Genomic DNA, 20,698 nt, shown 5'->3' with positions numbered 1-20,698 from the left:
CATGAGAGCAAGTCATTCAGTCTTTTCTGGCGAGAGGAGTACGCGATTCGTTTACTTTATGTTAAACGCTTTCATGCGGTCGCTGCCGTGATCAATACCAAATAGTCTCTTTAACCGGTCTCGTTTCTTTGCCTTTTTACGAAACAACGCGAACGCGCGGTCGAGCAATTTAATGAGAGTTCCTTCCACTGAAGCGGATTTTTCCGAATCATGCGGTTTATTATTTAAGATTAACTGTTACAGAGGTAAGATAGGGGGCCAAAGTGTCGCTTCGGCAATTGTCATTCAATTCTTGCATCTTATCTTCGAGGTGTTTTGTTGCCTCTTACCCTTTGCGAATGTGAATATAACAGTAAAAACTAAGTGCTTCAATTATAAAGGAAACCAATCTTAGCTTATGTCGGACTCAGAACTTAATTTAACAGAGCGTCCCGCGGTTCGTTACGTCACTATTGATGACAATAATACGGGTCAGCGAATCGATAATTTTTTGGTTACTTTTCTCAAGGGGGTTCCGAAAGGCAAGATTTACAATCTGCTAAGAAAAGGCGAAATTCGCGTCAATAAGAAGCGAACTAAACCCGATTATCGCCTTCAAAATGAAGATGTTGTGCGTATTGCGCCCATTGTGATTGCGCCAGAATCGGATAAGCCTGTGCTGTCTGATCGCTTAAAAAACGAGATAGAATCACGCATTGTCTATGAAGATAAAGGTTTAATTGTGATTAATAAACCTTCTGGCTTAGCGGTGCATGGTGGTAGTGGTTTGAGCTTTGGTTTGGTGGAAGTGATTCGTCAAATGCGACCGCTAGAAAAATTCATTGAGCTTGTTCATCGATTGGATCGTGATACTTCTGGTCTTATCATGGTGGCGAAAAAGCGCGCGGTACTCAAAGAGTTGCATACGGCGCTACGTGAAAAAGAAGGTGTGCAAAAAACGTATTTGGCTTTGGTTTATGGTAGCTGGCCTAAGCGTAAATTACAGGTTAATGCTCCGTTACTCAAAAACGAGTTGCAATCTGGAGAGCGTATTGTTCGCGTTCATACGGATGGCAAGGACAGTTTGACTCGATTTAAGTTGGTTCGACAATTTGAGGGATACAGCTTAGTGGAGTGTGAACCGGTGACGGGGCGTACGCATCAAATTCGAGTTCATACCCAGTATGCGGGTTATCCTATTGTCGGGGATGACAAGTATGCGCCAGCTGAGTCGATAAAAGAGTCAAAAGCGTTAGGGTTTAAGCGCTTGTGCCTGCACGCGACGCGATTAGAGATCATGCTTAATGGTGAACGTATGTTGTTTGAAGCGCCGCTTGATAAAGAATTGCAAACTCTGATGAATGAAAATTTAACGGATATTTTTTCTTAGTTGGTTGAATTTTTTCGCTCTATAAAAAAACCACCGTTTTGACGCGGTGGTTTTTTTTGTCCATTTTACGATTAAGAAATTTTAAAACGTTCGGTTAACGATTTTAATTGGTGACTCAATGTTCTTAAGTTACTCACTGCGCGTACCGATTCTGCAGACCCTTCTGCGGTGTCATCGGCAAGCAATCGAACGTTTTCAACGCTTCGGTTAATTTCTTCTGAGACTTGGGATTGTTCTTCGGATGCGGTTGCAATTTGCAGCCCCATATCTTGCATGTAACCAACCTGTTTACTGATGTTTGAAAAGAGTGTTAATACTTCCTTGGCTTGCTCTGCGTTACGGGTGGACAGGTCGCGGCTGGTTAACATTTTCTCTAAAGAGTCTTGCGCGCCATTTTGCAATTCAATAATTAAGTCTTCAATTTCTTTGGCTGAACTTTGTGTGCGGCTGGCAAGCCCACGGACTTCATCGGCCACCACGGCAAAGCCTCGGCCGGCTTCACCTGCGCGCGCTGCTTCAATGGCGGCGTTTAGTGCTAATAAGTTGGTTTGTTCTGCTACGGCTTTGATGACCGCTAGCACATTACCAACATTATCGGTGCGTGTTTTTAGTTGTTCCATGGATTCGCTTGTTGTCGTTAAGTCACTAGCGAGTGATCCAATAGACGCGACAACACCGGAGACCAGTTGGTTGCCTTGGTTGACGATCTTATCTGTCTCTGTGGTCGCTTCTGCGGCGGTTTCTGCATTACGAGCCACTTCTGCCACGGTAGAGGACATTTCGTTAATGGCTGTTGCAACTTGGTCGGTTTCGTCTTTTTGCGACAGCATCATTTTTTGACTTTGTTTGGAGATGGTTTCTAGCTGTTCGCTGGTGGCACTTAAGTTAAGCACGCCTGCAACGACTTCTGAAATCAGCGTGTTGAGTGTCGTACTCATGGTGCCAATATTATTGTAGAGCTGTCCCAACTCATCTTTTCGGTCCGTGTGCAATTGTTGTGTCAAATCACCAGAGGCGATTTTTTCGACCGCGGTCATGACGTCCTTCATCGGAGTTACTATCATGTGGCGTATAAACAAGGCGAAGAAAATACCCATTAATATGGCGATTGCGGTAACGGTTGTGAGAATGGATGAAATGGCATTGCCGTCTTCTTTGCTTCTTTGTTCTTGCAGTACCGTAATCGAGTCAATGTTTTTATCCATTCTACTGGCGATTGCCATGATGCTCTCTTGCGATTTAACCAGTTCATTGTTTACAGAGGGGTTGTTTTTACCAAGGGCATCGTATTGGCTTAAAAGCGAAAGCGTTTCTTGTTTTTTGCTTTCTAGTTCATTGGGAACAGATAGGTTTTGCGTATCATTGAAGACCGCTTGGAAATCCGTTGTGATCAGTTTTAGGGGAATGTTTTCCTTTTTAGACACAAAGTCGTTAATGGCGAAGGTGAGTGCGTACCAGTTCCTAGAAATGCTTTGCGCTGCTATTAAAGTGTCTGTGTCGTTGCTTTGGTTTAGTTGGGAGATGACGTCGCTGTAGTTATCAAATATTTTGCCGCGTATTGTGTTGGCATTTTTGTCTATCGCGTCCCACTTTTGTCGAGCGTCTGCCAGCACAGTGATGGCTTTTTTGTACTCAGTAAGATCCGCATCGGTTTTCTTTACGGTTTCACGAATGTCCGCGCCATCGTATACTATTTTGGCTTTATCAATGAATGCGCCAAAAGTTTCCGTACGATTGATTAAGGTCTCTTTATCGGCGTTGGTGCCTGACGTCATAAAACGCTCTCTTGCCTGTCTTACTTCTGTTAGCGTGTCGTCTAAATCATTTGATAAACGTACTTTATCAGCACGGCTCAGCAACGTATTAACACCAGATATTCCGGCCATTCCTACGATGAGCGCGAGTATTAAAACGGACCCAAAGCCTAGGCCGAGTTTGGTGCCGATGAGCCTGTTTTCTAAAAACTTCTTCATTTATCTGTTTTCCTTAGTTGTCCAGATAGGTGGTGCGAGGGGGAGAGTGGGGGGTATTTTTTAACAAATTGAAACAAAGTCTTATGATACCGTTTGTGGCACCTAGTGATAATGAAAAAATGTGCACGTAATGAGGTATGTTAAGTTTTGCTAACACATAACTTAATTCTGCATGGTATTAGTAAAAAGTTTTGCCATGAAAGATCGTTACAGTGAGTTTACGGTTCATAGTGAGATTTTTTTAAGATAATTTTCAGAGGTTGTTTTATCCTTATTGATGATTACAATGTGTTTTTTTAATCCAACCTGCCTGCGCTGAGTAATTGATGAGCACTGAATTTTCCATTTTGTCTGCCACCTTGTTATTTTTATTTGTTATTGATCCGTTTGGTAATATTCCCATTTTATTATCGGTAATGAAGGGGGTGCCACAAAAACGTCAATATCAGATCGTTGTTCGAGATGGCCTGATTGGTTTAATTATACTGGTGTGCTTTTTGTTTTTCGGCGCTGAGTTTTTGGCCTTGCTGCATTTGGAAACCGAGTCTATTTCGATTGCCGGTGGTGTGGTGCTGTTTGTGATTGCATTGAAGATGATCTTTCCTTCGCCTTATACGAAAGACTCAGCTCCTGTGATGGAGCCTTTTATTGTTCCTATTTCAATCCCTATGTTGGCAGGGCCATCGACGTTAGCCACCTTGCTGGTCATGGTGAAAAGCTACCCGAACGATCAGCAAGACCTGTTGCTTTCGGTGGGGGCGGCATGGGGGATTTCTGTGGTGATTTTAGCCATGGCGCCTTTATTGAATCGTATACTGAAAGAAAAAGGCTTGGCCGCGTTAGAGCGACTAATGGGCATGTTGTTACTCATGATGTCGGTGCAAATGTTGGTAAATGGCGTGCGAAGTCTGTTTACTCATACCTTGTCCGCTTTGTAACCAAAGCTGTGCTGTTTAAGGTAGGGCTAATGGTTGTTTTGAGACGGCAATACCGTTTAGATCACAATAGATATAGTCCCCTTGAGAAACAGAGATGCCAGCAAAGCGTAATGTTCTTCCAATATCACCTAGGCCACGCTTTTCAGTTGGCATAGGGTGGGCGCATAAGGCATGAATGCCAATGTTGAGTTGTGATTGGGCTGCAACATCACGGATTGCGCCATGGATCACAAAGCCTTCCCAGCCATTGTTGACTGCCTTTTCTGCCAGCATGTCGCCAAGCAGAGCCCGTCGTTTACTGCCACCGCCGTCAATCACCATGACCTTTCCCTTGCCATTTTCATTGACGAGTTCTCGGATTCGGCTGTTATCTTCAAAGCAAGATACAGTGACAACTTGCCCATAAAAATGGCATCGTTTTCCGTATGAGGTAAAAATAGCGTCGGCGATTTGTAATTGCTCAGGGTATAAATCACAAAGATCAGGGAGGAGGTCTTTCATCTCATTCACCTATTTAGAATCAAAAAACGATGTATTTGACTCTAAATAAGCGATTGTGAAATGGCCAGTTTTTCTAGCGCATGTTGACTATTCAGTAAGGTAATTAGTCTTCTATGGCGGGAATGTCACTGGGATCGATTAGCCCATGTTCAACGGCTATTTGCAGCAGTTGGATGATGAGTTCATCGGGCGGTAATAGGTGCAAGGGGGTTGTTTGGCCAAGTTGTGCCACGGCATCGTCTAAGTCTACATCGCGTTCTTCAAACCAAGAGTGAATGCCTTGCACTTCGAAACTGGGCTCCATTCCCTTGATGTCGTAGACGGCTTCGATTAATAGGCTTATTGCCTCAGGTTCAAGTGTGTAAATGACGTCGGTATCAAACTCATTGATCCATTCGGCTAGAATGTCGCTGGCTTCATAGCCAAATTCGTAGAGTTGTTGTTCATCAAGGTCGAGGGCGTTGGGCTCGATGCGGTGTTGTTCCAACCATTCGTCGTCAGGTATGACCAGAACTTCTTTGACTTGTGCCTCGTGAGTGGACCAAGTGAAAAGTAGCGGAAACGCCGGCTCGTCAGAAGAATTGGCGACAGCCGTCATGAATATAGGTAAACTTGCCATAATTTAGAACCAATGTTTGATTGTTAAGGAAGAATAAATGACCAGCCGAATCAAGATCAGTAGTGCGTTTGATGGCGGTAACATCTCCGTTATTGAAGCCTCGGAGCCGGACAATATTAGAGTAAAGATCCCTAATGATACAAACTCTAAATTTTTGCAGTGGTTTTATTTCCGTCTACAGGGTGGAATGGGTGAGCAATGTGTCATTCAATTTGAGAATGCCAGTGACGCTGCATACCCCGGTGGTTGGGTGGATTATCAAGCGGTCGCGTCTTATGACCGTGAATATTGGTTTCGGGTACCGACTGAATACCTTGATGGTAAATTGGTGATTACTCATCAACCAGAGCAAGACAGTGTGTATTACGCCTATTTTGCGCCCTACAGCTACGAACGTCATTTAGATATGATTGCTTGGGCGGCAAGTCATGAGGATTGTATTACGGACCACTTGGGTGAAACCGCGGAAGGTCGTGATATTACTATGTTGGAGGTGAGTAAAACCCAAGGTTTGGCAAAGAATATTTGGATTATTGCTCGCCAGCATCCTGGTGAAACCATGGCCGAATGGTTTGTTGAAGGTTTGCTTGAGCGGTTGTTTGATGAATCGCATCCGATCGCCCGTGCGCTGCTAAAGCAATGTCGCTTTTATGTTGTGCCAAACATGAACCCAGATGGCGCGGTGCATGGAAATTTGCGCGTCAACTCTAAAGGCGTGAACTTGAATCGTGAATGGAAAAATCCCACTGCAGAATTCAGTCCCGAAGTATTGGCGGTGCAAAAGAAGATGGCCGAAACCGGCGTGGATTTATTCTTAGACATCCATGGTGATGAGACGTTGCCGGCGAATTTCGTTGATGGTTGCCAAGGCGTGCCGTCGTTTGATGCGCGTATGGAGGCAATGGAAACCTTGTTCAAGGACGCTTTTCTTGCGGTGAGCCCAGATTTTCAGACAGAAATTGGTTATACGCCTTCTCAATTTGGCGAAGCCAATTTAACCGTGGCGACCAAATGGATCGGTGAAACGTATAAATGCTTGTCTTTCACCTTAGAAATGCCGTTTAAAGACAATAAAAATTTACCGGATGAGGTGGTGGGGTGGTCTCCAGAGCGTGCGAAAATTCTGGGTGCCGATGTGCTTTATCCTATTTATCAAGTCATTATGAGCCCTCATATGAAGGCGAATGATTAATTCATGGCAGATGATCTAGATTCGTTGGTAACGTTAAAACGTGCCATGCGTCAATTTGCAGAAGATAGAGAGTGGGAGCAATTCCATTCTCCTAAAAACTTATCGATGGCCTTAGCTGGTGAAACAGCCGAATTACTTGATTGCTTTCGTTGGTTAACGGAAGAAGGGTCTTATCAATTAGACCCTGAGCAATTGTCTGCGGTGCAGGATGAATTGGCCGATGTGTTGCTGTTTACGGTTCGTTTGGCGGATAAACTGAACGTGGATTTGTTTGCCGCAGCGCAACAAAAAATCGCCAAAAACGCTGAGCGCTATCCGATTGAAAAAGTAAAGGGCAGTGCTAAAAAATACAATCAGTATTAGTTTGTGAAGATTGAGACCGTTTTTCGTTGTTATTTTGGTGGTTTTGTAGGGTAAATGTTGATTTAGTATCTAGCGAACTTTGGCAAACTGGATTAGGATCTCGCATTACAAAATGCAATGAATGTAGTGCCCATATTTATTTTTATAAAACGTAATTTTAGGACGAAGAAAAATGCCTAAGGCAAGTGAGATCAAAAAAAATGTTGCTATTAGCTATGACAATAAAACGTACATAGTAAAAGACATTGAGCGTTCTGTACCACAAGGTCGTGCGGGCGGTAGTTTGTACCGTATGCGTATGTATGATGTGGTATCGGGTCGCAAATTGGATGAGACGTTTAAAGATTCCGACATGATCGATCTTGCCGATCTTGTTCGTCGCCAAGTTATGTTTTCTTATTCTGATGGCGATGAGTATATTTTCATGGATAATGAAGACTATACGCCTTACAGCTTGAATAAAAGCGCGATTGAAGAAGAAGTGCTTTTTATCAATGAAGAAACACATGGTATCCAAGTTGTTTTGGTGAACGAGGTGCCTGTTGCTATTGAATTGCCAACGAACGTTGAGCTAGAAGTGGTTGAAACGGATCCTTCCATTAAAGGCGCTTCTGCAACGTCTCGTAACAAGCCTGCTAAATTATCAACAGGTGCTGTGATTCAAGTGCCTGAGCACATCTCTACTGGTGATCGAATTAAGGTCAACGTGGAAGAGCGTAAATTTGCAGGTCGTGCAGAGAAGTAAGCTTACTCTTTTTTGCGCGTTAAAAAAATGCAGCCATCAGGCTGCATTTTTTTTAGGTGGATATCGTTAGAAAGTGACCGTTTGCCTATGCGTCTTTAGCCGCTTCTTTAAGGGCATCTTTGGTTTTTTTCTCTGGATGATTGTTTGCTTCTGTTAGTCCAGCTTCGCGCTGTATGGCCGCCAAGACACCTCGTAAAATACCCAATTCTTGTTTCTCAGGGCGAGAGCGATTGAAGAAGCGATGCAGTTTATCCAGCACTTTGCCTGGATGATTGCGGATAATAAAATTGATGCCGTAAAGCGTTTCTTCTAAATGCTCATAAAAAAGGTCCATGTCTTTTTTATGAGGATATTCAGGGTTTTCTTTCTGGTATTTGTCTTTGTTTTGATTGGCCATCCAAATTTCATAGGCAACGATTTGCACCGCTTGTGAAATATTTAAGACAGGGTATTCATCGTTTGCGTCTATGTATACTTGTCTGTGGCACTGAGCGATTTCATCGTTTAATAAGCCTGTGGTTTCACGGCCAAAAAGAATCGCAACGTTATGATCCACGGCTTCGGGTATCACGCTTTCAGCACATTCACGGGCATTCATGATAGGCAATTGAAAGGTGCGATGACGAGCGCTGGTGCCAATCACAAGACTACAGTCTGCAATGGCTTCTTCTAGCGTAGAAACAATGGTGGCATTGTCAAGCAGGTCAACGGCGCCAGCGGCACGGCTGGTGGCTTCTTCAGACGGGTAATCATTTGGGTCAACCAAATAGAGATTGGTTAAGCCCATGTTTTTCATAGCCCGCGCAATAGCGCCAACATTACCTGGATGAAAAGTGTTGATTAGTACGATTCGGATGTTACTTAGCATGGGTCTTGAAGTACTCAGGGTTGTTTGTCTCTTAGATACGTTTTCACGACTACTGTGCTTGCCAATACTTTGTAAAAATAGACTCAAAATGCTCATTTATAACTCATAAACTCCACTTTCTCGTCTATTTTTGCCTCGTCTTGGCTTCGCTCGTGACTTCGTGCAAAGGTCTCCAATAGGCTGATTAGGGTGATAGCGTGAGTGTCTGCTCGGTGCTAGCGAAATCGACCTTATCTAAGATGACTCTGGTTGTGTCGTTAAAGAGGAATTGGTTACAGGCGTGATGATACAGGGAACCGGTCTCTAACACCAATCGGTAGTTGCCTTTCGGGATGTAATTGGCGGCATAGGCTTGTTTTCCATAGAGATAAATAGAAAAAGGCGCTTTGCCATCATAGGATTCAAAGGTGAGCATGCTGTGTTCTGGCAGTTGGTTGAGTATGCGCAGTCGACTGTTGCCGTTCGCCTGACCCATTAATTCACCATGTTGTGGTGCGATTCCCGGTTGTCCAAAACAGCCTGTTTGAATGGCCTGCTGAACGCTACCAAAACCGATGTTTTTTGCTTGTACCCAGCCGCTCATGCCGTCATAGCGCACTGTTAGCCAGTTACCTTGTAACTTAATGCTCTGAATGTCTGATTGCGGTGGAATGGTTTGCACTATGGCACTGGAGACATCTGGTTCCGCGTAAAGTGGCGTGCTGCTTAAGGTATAGCTTGTTCCAATGCGAAACTGCGGATATAGGCCTGTGATGTAAGTCGTCGCGCTGGACGCGGGGGTGGTTTCCTGTGAAGAAGACTGCCAATACAAGGTGCTGTAAACGCCTGCCGCAAAAAACGCGATGTAGGTAGCGGCTCGAAAAGCGGCCTTAGCCGCATCCAGTCGAATAGGCTGACTCACTGGCTCGTCATAGTATGAGCGTGTAGGTTGGGTGTATTCTTCCTCGTCGTCTACAAAGGATTGATAAGGGGGGATATGGGGCGATTTTTCTTTCGCGTTTGTATTATCTGTGTAGCTAAAGCCTTGCGTGTTGAAGTCTTTTGACGCTTTGAAGGCCTCTTCGTATAAGGCTTTAACGCGTTTTTCGTTCAAGGTGTTTCGAGCCGCCTTGATGGCTTCGTCGCGGGTTTTTTCATGATGAGCGTTGTTGCGTTTCATTTCCTCATAGGCACGCTGACGCTCTTTGACAAAGGCCGCTTGTTCTTTATCTGTCGCCGTAGAAAAGTGCGTATAACGATTTTTTGCTGCAGAACTTTGAGTGTTTTCTTTGGTGAAGGTAAAGGGTTTCCAATCCGTGACTTGCGCGCTTTGACGAATCGCATTGGTCACATTTTCATAAGCGGCTTGCAGTCGCTGAAAAAGCTCAGTCGTGTCTTTATCTGGGTTTTTGTCAGGATGATAACGCCTAGCCAACCGTCTAAACGCGATTTTTGCTTCCTGCTCGCTGGCGGTAGTGGGAATTTCCAGCAGTTGATAATCGTCTATTAGGCTCATGGGATGTCAGCTACATAACCGTTTTTTTGTCGTGGTGGGGTGAATATATAAACGCTCAATGCATTATGCACGATTTATTGGCGTTGACAAAGGCGGAACTGTTTTATCCAAAAGGGTAAGGTAATCAATAGGAGACATGGGGCGATAGAGGTGGTATCCCTGACCGACTTGGCAGTGCCAACTTTTTAATAATTGCAGTATGCCTTCAGATTCAATGCCTTCAGCGACACTGGTGATATGAAGCGCTTTACTCAGGTCTATCATATTACGACATAAAATTTGGCTTTGGGTATCATCGAGTAAATTCATAATAAAAAATCGATCGATTTTCAATTCATCCGTTTCTAAGGCCACAAGATTTTGCATGGAGCTATAGCCGACACCAAAGTCATCAATGGCCAGTTTGAAGCCCGCTTGGTGTAACTGTTTAACGTTATGGTGTACCAGAGCATTATTTTGAAAAATACTGGTTTCAGTGATTTCTATGGTGAACTTATTGGCCGCTAATTGGTATTTGCTTAAACGGTCTAAGGTGTGTTTGGCGAAGTTGTCTTGGAGTAGGTCTAGTGCTGAAATGTTGATCGATAGGCGCTGTGTGTGCAGGGCTCTAGGGTGTTGTGACGCCCATAAAAAAACGCTTTCTAGTAGTTTGTCGGTGAGTTTATAAATAAGGCCTGTTTGTTCTGCAAGTGGAATGAATTCACCCGGTGAAACTTGCCCTACGTGGTCATTGTGCCAACGAATGAGCACTTCACCTCCTGTAATCTCATTGGTTGAAAGATCCACCTGAGGTTGAATATCAAAATACAGAACGTCGTGTTGGATGTCTTCTGTGAGTAGGGTAATCAAACGCAGTTGATGTGCATGGTTGTTTTTTAGATTGTCGGTGAAAGGAACCCAATTACCGGAGGAGTAAGTGACAGAATCTTTCGCAATCAGGGCGTGTTGATACAATTTATCGAGATCGGTGCCTTGAGATGGGTAAAGAGCGCTGCCTATTTTGTATTGATGCCGAAAATGCACTTTATTGACGAGTGTTGGGTGGTCGAGCGTGTCTTGTATGTGCTGGATTTGGGTTTTGAGCCTATCCGGCATTGTGCTGATGAAAACAATTTTTTTTGTTGTCATGCGGATGATCTTCATTGCGTTTTTATTGGACAATGAAAAGGGCAATAATCCGTCCATTGTCATGGTTTGCTGATGCACTTTTAAGATAATTTCACACATGGCGGCATCGGCTTTTGCTGGACCGAACGCTTGACTTAATGTTTGGTGGTTCGTTAGGTCTATCATCACTAAGGCCAGCTTTTGGTTAGTTAAGCCTTGCTTTTCTAATTGGGCTGGTAGTTTGTCAAAATAGTAAGTCCGATTGGGCAAATGAGTTGCCAAATCGGTTAAAGCTTGTATTCGACGGTCACGTTCCATTTGTTTGGCTTTGTCGGCAAACGCGAAAGCGAATCCGAGTAGTTGTAAAATGCACGCGATGGGGAAAATGGCTTCTGTGGCGGGGGTGATTGGGAGTATTTTCCAAAAGATAAGCGTATTTAGTATGCTGCCTGTGAGTAAGAAAAACCATGAGAATAGATAAAACCGCACTGGTGTAAAACCTTTGTTATAGGCTTTTAATCCCCAAGCGATACACATGAAGAAGAGAAGTACTTCGATGAATGCAAAAAGCAGTGCAAATGTTTTTACAGAAAATACCTGCGTCGCAAGTAAAAAGGCCACAAATAGCCCATCGCCATACCGTTTGATGAGAGAGTCTGGGGCAGGTATCTGGATGTCTTTTAAAAAATGTATGCTGAAGCGAAACAGAGCCCATGCACCGAGTCCAAACACAACAAAGAGGTTGGTTGTGATCCATTGACTGAATGTCTGTGAGAAAATCCATCGGTTAAAACCCGTGATAGTAGAGAGCGATATAAAGATAATCAGGTTCAATCCAAGGTAATAAATAAAGCCAGGTTGTTTCAATAAGGCGAAAAGAAAGACGTTATAAATCAATAAAATGCTCAAGGTGCTGATAATAAACGTCCAAAAAATCAATTTCTGCGCTTTTTGATTTGTCGCGGTTGAGCTATCCATTAGCTTGATTGGCGTCAGTAGCGGATGGCTGCCTTGTTTGCGAATGAGTAGGCTGGTGCTGTGTTGGTTGGAGAGTGTGATCGGAATCCATATGCCATCATACTGACGGCTGTCTTTGCCCCAGTCTTGTAATGCCCCTCTGCTCCATTGAGCGACGAGTTTATCGTCATGAAATACGTAAAAATCTAAGCGCTCTATGATGTAGTAACTTAGGGTAAGATAGAGGGTTTTTGTGTTCTCTTGTTCTATGTTTTTAGGGAAAGTGAGTTTGTGCCAATAAGCGTTTTCTGAGAAGTGTTGTGATTCGGCGTAAAGATCGTCGTTAAATTCGTCACTCAAAACGGCGTCTTCAGCGCTAATGGGGGCCATTTCTTTGAAGGTGGGAATGACGGATGGCGTGTATGAGTCGCTCCCAAAAGCATTTAGTGCTGATAATTGAGCCAGTATAAAAAGACAAAACAAAAGGGGGTTGGCTGTCATTCCTGATACGCCTCTTAATATTATGGCGGTTATTGTTTAAAAGACTTCGCTTGCAATACGGCTGGCTTTCTTAAAATATAGGCGACATTTTTAATCTATGTACACTGTTTAGGATTTTTATGAGCGATAAACTTACTCACTTGGATAGTCAAGGCCATGCGCACATGGTGGATGTTTCAGATAAAGACATCACTAAGCGAACGGCGACCGCTCAGGCGATCGTTCTCATGCAGCCGATAACCCTAAAAAAAGTGATAGAAGGTGGCTTGCCAAAAGGAGATGTGTTGGCCACTGCGCGTATTGCCGGTATCCAAGCGGCCAAGAAGACGGCCGATTTGATTCCCCTATGTCATCCCTTGATGCTGACGAAAGTAACCGTAGATATTAATGTGCTGAGTGATTGTGAACTAGAAGTGCTATGCACCTGTTCTTTATCTGGTAAAACTGGGGTTGAAATGGAGGCGTTAACGGGAGCCAGTATTGCCGCTTTGACCCTTTATGATATGTGCAAAGCGGTTGATAAAGGGATTGTGATCCAGGCGGTTTCTCTGTTAGAGAAAAAAGGCGGCAAAAGTGGTGATTGGAGTAAAAACAATGCTTAAGGTGAAAGTGGTTTTTTTTGCCTCGCTAAAAGAACGTATCGGACAAAGTGAGTATCTGGCTGAGATCGCTCTGCCATTAAGTATAGGTGATTTAAAGCATCTGTTGGCAAGCCAACTGAATCAAGGCAGTGCATTGCTTGAAAAGGGAATTCAATCTTCTATCGACTTTGAATTCGCCAGAGACGCAGATATGGTCCCTGAAACCGTGAAAGAGGTGGCTTTTTTCCCACCTGTAACCGGAGGCTAGATGATTCGAGTACAAGAAGAAGATTTTCAAGTTGATGAGCTGTATCAGCGTCTCTTGAAAGCCAATGAAACAGGTGCTGTCGTTATGTTCGTTGGATTGGTACGTCAGTTTTCAGACTTGCCAAAGGCGATTTGTCATTTTGAGCTTGAGCATTATCCGGGAATGACGGAGCGAAATTTGCAAACCATAGTCGATGAGGCCAAGAAACGTTGGTCCTTACTTGATGTTTGCGTTGTACACCGAGTTGGACGTTTGTCAGTGGACGATCAAATTGTGTTTGTCGGCGTGAGCGCAGCCCATCGTGCGGAAGCGTTTCAGGCCTGTGATTTTGTTATGGATTACTTAAAGAGCCGAGCGGCGTTTTGGAAAAAAGAGTCTCAAGGCTCAAACAGTCATTGGGTGCAAGCCAATGATCAAGATGAAATGAGCCTAGAGCGCTGGAAAAAGTAATTTGGCGTGTGCGTGACTAATGCGGGCGAAGGGTTTTCTTTCGTCCACTTGCATGACGCTCTCGGTATTCGGTATCAATGTATTTGTCCGTCGTCGCCATGCTCGCGTGCCCCGCGTCTTCTCTGACATGTTCCTTTGGTCTGGTTTTAACATCTTCTGATATGCCTGTGTGTCGTAACCAGTGAACGGTTGCAACACGTAAATCATCGGCATCGGCACGCATGCCATCTTCACACATACGCTCATAGGCTTTGTCGAAACACAGCTGAACAATATTACGTACTTGCCGTGAGCTGGTCATGGCGCCTTGGCCTCTATTTTTAGGCACCAGAGGGGTGTTTTCAGCAATGGTTGGAAGCGTGGGTAAGTCTCGAAAACGACGGTAGCGAATCAAGGCATTGAGCATGTCGTCTGATACGGCAACTAGGCGCTCTTTATTGCCCTTGGACAGAACTTTAAACCACCAATGTCCATCGGAGTCTTTAATAAAATCTCCCATCACTGGTGCTGACCGTTCGTCGGCCACTAATTCTGAAATTCGCAAATACATGCCAAGTAGAGCATTCATAATAAACAGAGTGCGTTCATGGTTGATGGGGTCTTCTTCGGCCAGCATTTCAGCGGTTTCAATAACATAGTCCCATTGTAAGTTGGAAATGCGTCGCACTTGCTTACGTGTCACTTCTTTTTTAACAAATTTACTTTTTTGTCGAATTAACGCAACTGGGTTTTGCTGCGCGGCATCCTCTTGCATAAGGAAACCATAATAAGACGATAGAATTGAAAATGTGGCACGTATTGCGGCTTGAGATAACGAGTGCAATTTTGTTTTTGGTAAGTCACCATTTTTGAACTCTAACTTACTAACGTGAGCCACAAAGGGCCGCCACTCTTTGTTTGCGGTTCTTTGTCCCATGTGTAATTTGAATCGGGCAACATTTTTTATACCAATCCAACTCTCAGGTGGCGTTATGCAAAAATGGATAAATTCTTCTATTTGATCGCGTCGCAACTGGGTAGTAGGGCAATTGGCGATATTCCATGACCACAGCAGCAATCGTTCCACTTCTCGACGGTATGAGTTGAAAGTGGCCTGAGAGCCGTTGTAGCTATAGATAAAACATAAGGCAAGCTGGAGGTCCCTGCGATACTCGGGATCACTAAGTTGAGGGGTCGATGTGCTCAGATGGTCTGCAATGCTATCAAACTGAGTGAAAGGGTTTGGTAGATTTTCTAAGTTATCGATTAAAGCAAGCGGCGTCATAATCTTTTATATCCAAATTGATGGCCTATATTAACAAATTTTTCGATGTATCCCACCGTTTTATCATTCGCTATAAACCGATCGTTGAGAATCCAGTCTTATTTTGTCTTTTTCTTCCTTATTTTGCTGGCTTTGCGTCTTATTTATTTTGATTTCGTTCTTTTAGATGTGATTTTTATGCAATTTGATGCTTATTAATTCGTATTTGGAACAAAGGTGGAAGATAAGGTTTGGGGGTTTTTAAATTAAATTAAAAGACTATTATGAATTCATCGAAACACAATATGAATTGTGATTTAACATTAATTTAGAATCCCGAGGGAATAAATATGAAAACTTTTTCTAAATCAGCGATTACCTTTTTTACCGCTTCTGTTATGGCAACGTCTGCTTTTGCTTCTGATTCAACCGATCGTTTGCAAAGTGCTAAAGGCAGTGTCGAAGCCTTAGGCGTTACACTTGAAAACATGGGCGCTAATGTAGACACCAGTGTTGATTTAAATGGTGCTTATACGGCAGATCAAAAAGCAGCTGTATATAAAGCTAAACACGCTGAATTGCAAAACCAGTTTAATACTTTGCGTGCTCAAGCCGCTGAATAATTTACATTAAAACATATTTTACAGTATTAATTTTAAAGGATGACATTATGAAAACGTTAAATAAAACAGCATTGACTCTACTCGCCGCAACCGTTATGACAACGAGCGCATTCGCTGATACTGAAGGCGCAACGGACCGTATCCAAAGTGCGAAAGGGAGTGTAGAAGCACTATCTGTGACTCTTGAAAACATGGGCGCTGATGTCGACACTAGTGTGAATTTGAATGGTGCTTATACAGCAGATCAGAAAGTATCCATCTACAACGCAAAGCACGCTGAACTACAAGCTCAATTTGATGCGTTACGCGCTCAATCAGCAGAGTAATGTTGTATAGACCTAATAAAAAAGCCAAACATTTGTTTGGCTTTTTTATTGCTTTATTTTTCTTCTTCTAAATCTTCTTGTTTTTCCGCTTCATTTATTATTTTAAATTCTTCTATTGTGTTTTTAATAATGCTCTTTTCATCTTCTGTGGCATCTTTCTCTGCTCGATTTATTAAATACTGAGCCGTTTTATCTTTTCCTTGGCTAAAATCTAATAATGCGCGGTAGTTTAATGCCATTGGGATATTGTTTCTGGACTGGTAGTATTGAATGTTGGCACGCCAAACCAAGCGTTTCTCATAAAGATAATCTGATGAAACATTAATGGGCTTTGATTGATTTGATTGTGCGTATAGCATAGAAAAAAGAATATTTTTCGGTGATAGTTCCAATTGTTGATTGATAATAACCAATCCTTCCTCTGTATTATTGGCTGCAATGTGGCTGAGGGCTTGCAGGTAATCTGTAAACTTATTGTGCTTTTCTAGCTTGCTTAAGAAGTCTAGTGCACGTTCAGGAGACTGGACAATATAAGAGAAGAGTGCTTTCGCAAAGTTCCTGACATCATTGTCTTGGATTCTTTGGTCCAAATACGTCAATGGTCTGTCTTCTAAACCGGCTCTGTACGCAAGCAGACTGGCGCGGAAATACTCAAAGTCGTTTTGAGGTCGAGTGTTTAATATACTTTCCTGAGTGTCTAGGCTGAATGAATCAGAGAGGCGAGAGTTTGGCGATGGGTGGGTAGACAAAAACTCTAATTTTGGTCTACCTAGGGCTTGTTTAAAAAAGGCTTGAAAGAGTTTTGTCATGCCTTCTGGCGGGAGCCCGGCGTTAATGAGGTATTCCCGACCACGTCTGTCTGCTTCTTGTTCCTGATTACGGCTGTAGGTAAGGGTGTTTTCGGCTTGGTTGGCGATACCACCTAACCATAATGCGGTGGTGGCATCCCCACCCGCCCCAGCGAGGGCGGCTGCAATCCCAGCGCCTAACATGACCAAGGTTTTGCTTAGCTCCTCGCTAGAATGTTTTGTTTGGCGCTCGTAATGACGAAGGTCTAAGTGAGCCACTTCATGGGCTAATAGTCCATAAAGCATGTCTTCACTGGTGATCATCTCCATAATATCGGAATAGATAAAAAGGTGATTGCCAGGAATGACAAAGGCGTTACTTTGGGTGCTATTGAGCAACGTCATTTCAACCGTGGTGTTGTAAAGATTGGTCTGTGGCAATATATGAGAAAGCGCGTCTTTTAAATAGTCATAGGCTGGTGGAAAATCGATCAAGGCACGGCTGCCGTTCAGTTTTCTAAACCAATATTGCCCCAGTATGTAAGACGGATTAGACAAGGCTCTCTCGTCCTTGTTGGCTTCTAGGTCCGGTAGGTTGGCATTCGCCATATTCGAGAAAGTGCTTGTAAAAACAATGGCTAAGATGGTTAAGCTTGTTGTAACGTTTGAAAATAGTCTCATAATATAGCTAATGTATTTTTTGAGTAAGTTGTAAAATGAACGATCTATACGAAGAGTATGACGTAATCTTGGATGCAAGAGAAGATCGTTGTCCAATGCCTTTGCTAAAGACCAAAATGGCACTGAGTAAAATGACCATAGGGCAACGGTTATGTGTCATGGCTAGCGACTCCGGTTCGTTAAAAGATATTCCTCAATATGTGACCTTGGTTGGATTGTCTTTGTTGTCGGTACAAGAAGATAATGCTGTCTATACCTTTGTGATTCAGAAAAGCTGAAACGGATTCGATATGTTTAAAATTGTTGATACGCTGATTAAACGATATTTTTCAAATGAAGAAGTGGTTGTTTTCTTGCTTCTAATGATAGCGACCTTGTGTGTGTTTGCGTTTTGGGGAGGGATTTTAGCACCGATACTGATTGCTATCGTGCTAGCCTTTCTTTTGCAAGGCTTGGTGGATCGATTGCAAAGTATGGGGCTTGGGCATGTTACTTCCGTGCTGCTGGTGTTTTCTGCCTTTATAACCGCATGCGGTGTTTTCATCGGTGTTATGGTGCCAATTATTTGGCGTCAGGCTGTTCGTCTTGTGCAGGATGCGCCTCGTATGTTTACGGATATACGTCATGAAATACAACTGTTTGCGGAAGGACACCGAGACTTTGTTAGTGAAGCGGCCATCGATGAAGTGATTAACTCGCTCGCGAATGAATCAACCAATCTAGGGCAATGGCTGGTATCTTTTTCGATTGCCAGTATTCCGTCTTTGTTCTCGTTAATTATTTATTTGGTGTTAGTGCCATTGGTGATGTTTTTTCTATTGAAAGACCAGAAGCAAATTCTGACTTACATGACATCATGGTTGCCAAAAGAAAGAAAAATGATGCGCAATATCGCTCATGAAATGAACGAGCAAATAGCCAATTATATTCGTGGTAAGTTCATCGAAATGTTAGTAGTAGGGGTTGTCACCTACATTGTGTTTCTGGTGTTTGGGCTGAAATACGCGGAACTTCTCGCTCTTTTGGTTGGGTTGTCGGTATTGATTCCCTACATTGGTGCTGCCGCCGTCACTGTCCCTGTGGTAATAGTGGCTTTCTATCAGTATGGTACGCAAAGTGAGTTTGTTTATGTTGTGATCGCTTATTTAGTGGTGCAAGCTTTAGATGGTAATGTTCTGGTGCCTTTATTGTTTTCTGAAGCGGTGAATTTGCATCCACTGGCGATTATTGTCGCAGTGCTGTTTTTTGGTGGCATCTGGGGGTTCTGGGGCATCTTTTTTGCTATCCCATTAGCGACTTTGGTAAAAGCCATTATTAATGCTTGGCCCGATTACCAACAGTTGGCCTAGACTTCATCCGTTATCTTAAGCCGAAAAGCCCTTTCTCATGATTGAGAAAGGGCTTTTTTCGTTTAGGCCGTTACTGTCGCAAGTAGGATGCTAAATGGTGGAAGCACAACGGTATTCGCGTCTATGTATCCACTGTGTATTGCTTCAGGCAAGATTAAAGCCGACAGTGTAAGTTCGACGGGTAAAATAATGTCTTGATTGGCGGTATTAATGGCGACATAAAGCCGCTTACCCTTGTAAGTACGCAGGAATGTTAGGGTGGTGTCATCGTTATATATAAATTCAATGTCACCATGGCGTAATTCGGGATGGCTGCGTCTTACATGAAGAAAATCGCGATAGGCATGCAGAACAGAGTGGCGATTACCTTCTTGTTCGTCAACGGCCAGCGGACGTTGGGCGTCAGCAATGGGTAGCCAAGGCTCTGCAGACAGAGTAAAGCCGCCCAGTGTTTCGTTTTTCCATGGAATGGGAGTTCGACAGCCGTCACGGCCTTTAAACTCTGGCCAAAAGGCAATCCCAAAAGGATCCACCAGTTGATCCAATGTCAGTTCTGCTTCCGGTAAACCAAGTTCCTCACCTTGGTATAAGCAAACGCTGCCTCTTAAAGTTAATAGCATGGCCATGTAGATTTTGCTTTTGGCAATGGAATCGTGATTTTTCCCCCAGCGGGTTACAACACGCTCTACATCATGATTACCAATCGACCAACAAGGCCAACCATCTCCTAGTCCGGCTTCTATGGTCTCCATGGTATTGCGAATGTGTGTCATGGAAGCATCATGAGTTAATAAATCGAATGAGTAGCACATGTGCAGCTTATCTTTACCTTGGGTGTAAGCCGCCATGGTTTCCAAGGCAAAATCGCAACCGACTTCGCCCACTGTGGTGGTATTGGGGTATTTATCTAATAGGCTGCGCAAGCGTTGCAAAAAACCAATGTTTTCAGGTCTGGATTTGTCATAAAGGTGCAATTGATAGGCGTAAGGATTGTCTAGTCTGACACCAATGCTGCCCTCTACGACGTCTTTTTTAGGCGGGTTATTTCTCAGCTCTATGTCGTGATAGTAATAGTTGGCTGTATCAAGACGGAAACCATCGACGCCTCGTTTTAGCCAAAATTCAACAGTGTCAAGTAAGGCATCGACGACATCAGGGTTATGAAAGTTTAGATCAGGTTGGCTGTCTAAAAAGTTATGAAGATAATATTGTCTACGACGACTGTCCCAGTGCCAAGCTGGGCCACCAAAAACAGACAGCCAGTTGTTAGGTACTGTGCCATCTGGATTCGCATCGGCCCAAATATACCAATCGGCTTTGGCGTTATCATGACTGCTGCGCGACTCGACAAACCATGGGTGCTGATCGGAACTGTGGTTAAGTACTTGGTCTATCATAACTTTTAAGCCATGATGATGCGCCGTGGCAATGAGCTGGTTGAAGTCATCTAAGGTGCCAAAAATAGGATCAACATCACAATAATCACTGACGTCGTAACCAAAATCTTTCATGGGGGAGGTGAAAAAAGGCGATAGCCAAATCGCATCTACGCCAAGGGAGGCGATATACCGCATTTTTGCGGTGACGCCTGGGAGGTCGCCAATGCCGTCGTTGTTAGAATCGAAAAAACTGCGAGGGTAAACCTGATAAATTACCGCGCCGCGCCACCATTCTTGATCATTCATCATGACGTCTCTCTCTGTAAGTAAGGGTGTGTTGGTATCAGTGCTAACAGAATTTATTAGATTTATAGCGGATTGG

At 43.6% G+C, this 20,698-nt stretch carries 21 protein-coding genes; 12 read left to right on the top strand and 9 right to left on the bottom strand.

What is annotated here, in order from left to right:
* The first annotated feature begins 397 nt into the window (after window positions 1-397).
* Window positions 398-1,369 (top strand): 23S rRNA pseudouridine(955/2504/2580) synthase RluC, encoded by a 972-nt coding sequence (rluC, locus tag DK187_RS13385; RefSeq protein ID WP_111607853.1) that lies wholly within the window; start codon window positions 398-400, stop codon window positions 1,367-1,369.
* 71 nt (window positions 1,370-1,440) lie between these two features.
* Here the strand turns inward: rluC and DK187_RS13380 are convergent, their stop codons facing one another.
* Window positions 1,441-3,342: a HAMP domain-containing methyl-accepting chemotaxis protein gene (locus DK187_RS13380; RefSeq protein ID WP_111607852.1), complete on the bottom strand. Its 1,902-nt coding sequence runs from the start codon at window positions 3,340-3,342 to the stop codon at window positions 1,441-1,443.
* 326 nt (window positions 3,343-3,668) lie between these two features.
* Here DK187_RS13380 and DK187_RS13375 point away from each other — a divergent pair, with 326 nt between their 5' ends.
* On the top strand, window positions 3,669-4,280 hold the full coding sequence (locus DK187_RS13375; protein WP_111607851.1) for a MarC family protein: 612 nt from the start codon (window positions 3,669-3,671) through the stop codon (window positions 4,278-4,280).
* A 15-nt stretch (window positions 4,281-4,295) separates the two neighbouring features.
* On the opposite strand, the gene DK187_RS13370 is transcribed toward DK187_RS13375, so the two are convergent.
* Together DK187_RS13370 and DK187_RS13365 are read right to left on the bottom strand one after the other, a co-directional pair.
* Complete coding sequence (locus DK187_RS13370; protein WP_111607850.1) at window positions 4,296-4,781, bottom strand: putative 4-hydroxy-4-methyl-2-oxoglutarate aldolase; 486 nt, start codon at window positions 4,779-4,781, stop codon at window positions 4,296-4,298.
* A gap of 103 nt (window positions 4,782-4,884) precedes the next feature.
* On the bottom strand, window positions 4,885-5,400 hold the full coding sequence (locus tag DK187_RS13365) for a hypothetical protein (protein WP_111607849.1): 516 nt from the start codon (window positions 5,398-5,400) through the stop codon (window positions 4,885-4,887).
* Between the two features lie 37 nt (window positions 5,401-5,437).
* Here DK187_RS13365 and DK187_RS13360 point away from each other — a divergent pair, with 37 nt between their 5' ends.
* The 3 genes from DK187_RS13360 (at window position 5,438) to efpL (ending at window position 7,700) form a co-directional block, all read left to right on the top strand.
* Complete coding sequence (locus DK187_RS13360) at window positions 5,438-6,592, top strand: M14 family metallopeptidase (RefSeq protein WP_111607848.1); 1,155 nt, start codon at window positions 5,438-5,440, stop codon at window positions 6,590-6,592.
* Between the two features lie 3 nt (window positions 6,593-6,595).
* Entirely contained in the window at window positions 6,596-6,955 is a 360-nt protein-coding gene (locus DK187_RS13355; protein ID WP_111607847.1) for a nucleotide pyrophosphohydrolase, read from the top strand.
* A 172-nt stretch (window positions 6,956-7,127) separates the two neighbouring features.
* On the top strand, window positions 7,128-7,700 hold the full coding sequence (efpL, locus tag DK187_RS13350) for an elongation factor P-like protein EfpL (protein WP_111607846.1): 573 nt from the start codon (window positions 7,128-7,130) through the stop codon (window positions 7,698-7,700).
* An 85-nt stretch (window positions 7,701-7,785) separates the two neighbouring features.
* Here the strand turns inward: efpL and trmJ are convergent, their stop codons facing one another.
* From trmJ to DK187_RS13335, 3 genes are all read right to left on the bottom strand, one after another.
* Window positions 7,786-8,568: a tRNA (cytosine(32)/uridine(32)-2'-O)-methyltransferase TrmJ gene (trmJ, locus tag DK187_RS13345; RefSeq protein ID WP_111607862.1), complete on the bottom strand. Its 783-nt coding sequence runs from the start codon at window positions 8,566-8,568 to the stop codon at window positions 7,786-7,788.
* A gap of 184 nt (window positions 8,569-8,752) precedes the next feature.
* Window positions 8,753-10,063: a DnaJ domain-containing protein gene (locus DK187_RS13340; RefSeq protein ID WP_111607845.1), complete on the bottom strand. Its 1,311-nt coding sequence runs from the start codon at window positions 10,061-10,063 to the stop codon at window positions 8,753-8,755.
* Window positions 10,064-10,126: 63 nt separating this feature from the next.
* Window positions 10,127-12,628, bottom strand: coding sequence for an EAL domain-containing protein (locus DK187_RS13335; protein WP_111607844.1), 2,502 nt, complete (start codon window positions 12,626-12,628; stop codon window positions 10,127-10,129).
* A gap of 119 nt (window positions 12,629-12,747) precedes the next feature.
* Here DK187_RS13335 and moaC point away from each other — a divergent pair, with 119 nt between their 5' ends.
* From moaC to DK187_RS13320, 3 genes are read left to right on the top strand one after another with little or no spacing between them, the layout of a single operon-like run.
* A complete protein-coding gene (gene moaC, locus DK187_RS13330; protein ID WP_111607843.1) occupies window positions 12,748-13,230 on the top strand; it encodes a cyclic pyranopterin monophosphate synthase MoaC in 483 nt (160 codons plus the stop codon).
* On the top strand, window positions 13,223-13,477 hold the full coding sequence (locus tag DK187_RS13325) for a MoaD/ThiS family protein (protein WP_111607842.1): 255 nt from the start codon (window positions 13,223-13,225) through the stop codon (window positions 13,475-13,477). Before moaC ends, DK187_RS13325 begins: the two co-directional genes overlap by 8 nt.
* Complete coding sequence (locus tag DK187_RS13320; protein WP_111607841.1) at window positions 13,478-13,927, top strand: molybdenum cofactor biosynthesis protein MoaE; 450 nt, start codon at window positions 13,478-13,480, stop codon at window positions 13,925-13,927.
* 16 nt (window positions 13,928-13,943) lie between these two features.
* Here DK187_RS13320 and DK187_RS13315 read toward each other — a convergent pair whose 3' ends face one another.
* Window positions 13,944-15,191 (bottom strand): tyrosine-type recombinase/integrase, encoded by a 1,248-nt coding sequence (locus tag DK187_RS13315; RefSeq protein ID WP_111607840.1) that lies wholly within the window; start codon window positions 15,189-15,191, stop codon window positions 13,944-13,946.
* Between the two features lie 329 nt (window positions 15,192-15,520).
* Between DK187_RS13315 and DK187_RS13310 the strand changes: the two genes are divergently transcribed.
* Window positions 15,521-15,793, top strand: coding sequence for a hypothetical protein (locus DK187_RS13310; protein WP_111607839.1), 273 nt, complete (start codon window positions 15,521-15,523; stop codon window positions 15,791-15,793).
* A gap of 47 nt (window positions 15,794-15,840) precedes the next feature.
* Window positions 15,841-16,119 carry a hypothetical protein gene (locus tag DK187_RS13305; protein ID WP_111607838.1) on the top strand — a complete coding sequence of 93 codons (279 nt, stop codon included), beginning with the start codon at window positions 15,841-15,843 and terminating at the stop codon, window positions 16,117-16,119.
* Between the two features lie 53 nt (window positions 16,120-16,172).
* Here the strand turns inward: DK187_RS13305 and DK187_RS13300 are convergent, their stop codons facing one another.
* Window positions 16,173-17,588, bottom strand: coding sequence for a M48 family metallopeptidase (locus DK187_RS13300; protein ID WP_111607837.1), 1,416 nt, complete (start codon window positions 17,586-17,588; stop codon window positions 16,173-16,175).
* Window positions 17,589-17,623: 35 nt separating this feature from the next.
* Here DK187_RS13300 and DK187_RS13295 point away from each other — a divergent pair, with 35 nt between their 5' ends.
* Complete coding sequence (locus DK187_RS13295; protein ID WP_111607836.1) at window positions 17,624-17,866, top strand: sulfurtransferase TusA family protein; 243 nt, start codon at window positions 17,624-17,626, stop codon at window positions 17,864-17,866.
* A gap of 12 nt (window positions 17,867-17,878) precedes the next feature.
* Window positions 17,879-18,937, top strand: coding sequence for an AI-2E family transporter (locus tag DK187_RS13290; protein WP_111607835.1), 1,059 nt, complete (start codon window positions 17,879-17,881; stop codon window positions 18,935-18,937).
* Between the two features lie 62 nt (window positions 18,938-18,999).
* Here the strand turns inward: DK187_RS13290 and DK187_RS13285 are convergent, their stop codons facing one another.
* Window positions 19,000-20,625 (bottom strand): alpha-amylase family glycosyl hydrolase, encoded by a 1,626-nt coding sequence (locus DK187_RS13285; RefSeq protein ID WP_111607834.1) that lies wholly within the window; start codon window positions 20,623-20,625, stop codon window positions 19,000-19,002.
* Window positions 20,626-20,698 lie beyond the last annotated feature (73 nt).

The organism is Marinomonas arctica, assembly GCF_003259225.1.
GTDB classification, from domain to species: domain Bacteria; phylum Pseudomonadota; class Gammaproteobacteria; order Pseudomonadales; family Marinomonadaceae; genus Marinomonas; species Marinomonas arctica.
This window is presented reverse-complemented; position numbering and strand designations above follow the sequence as displayed.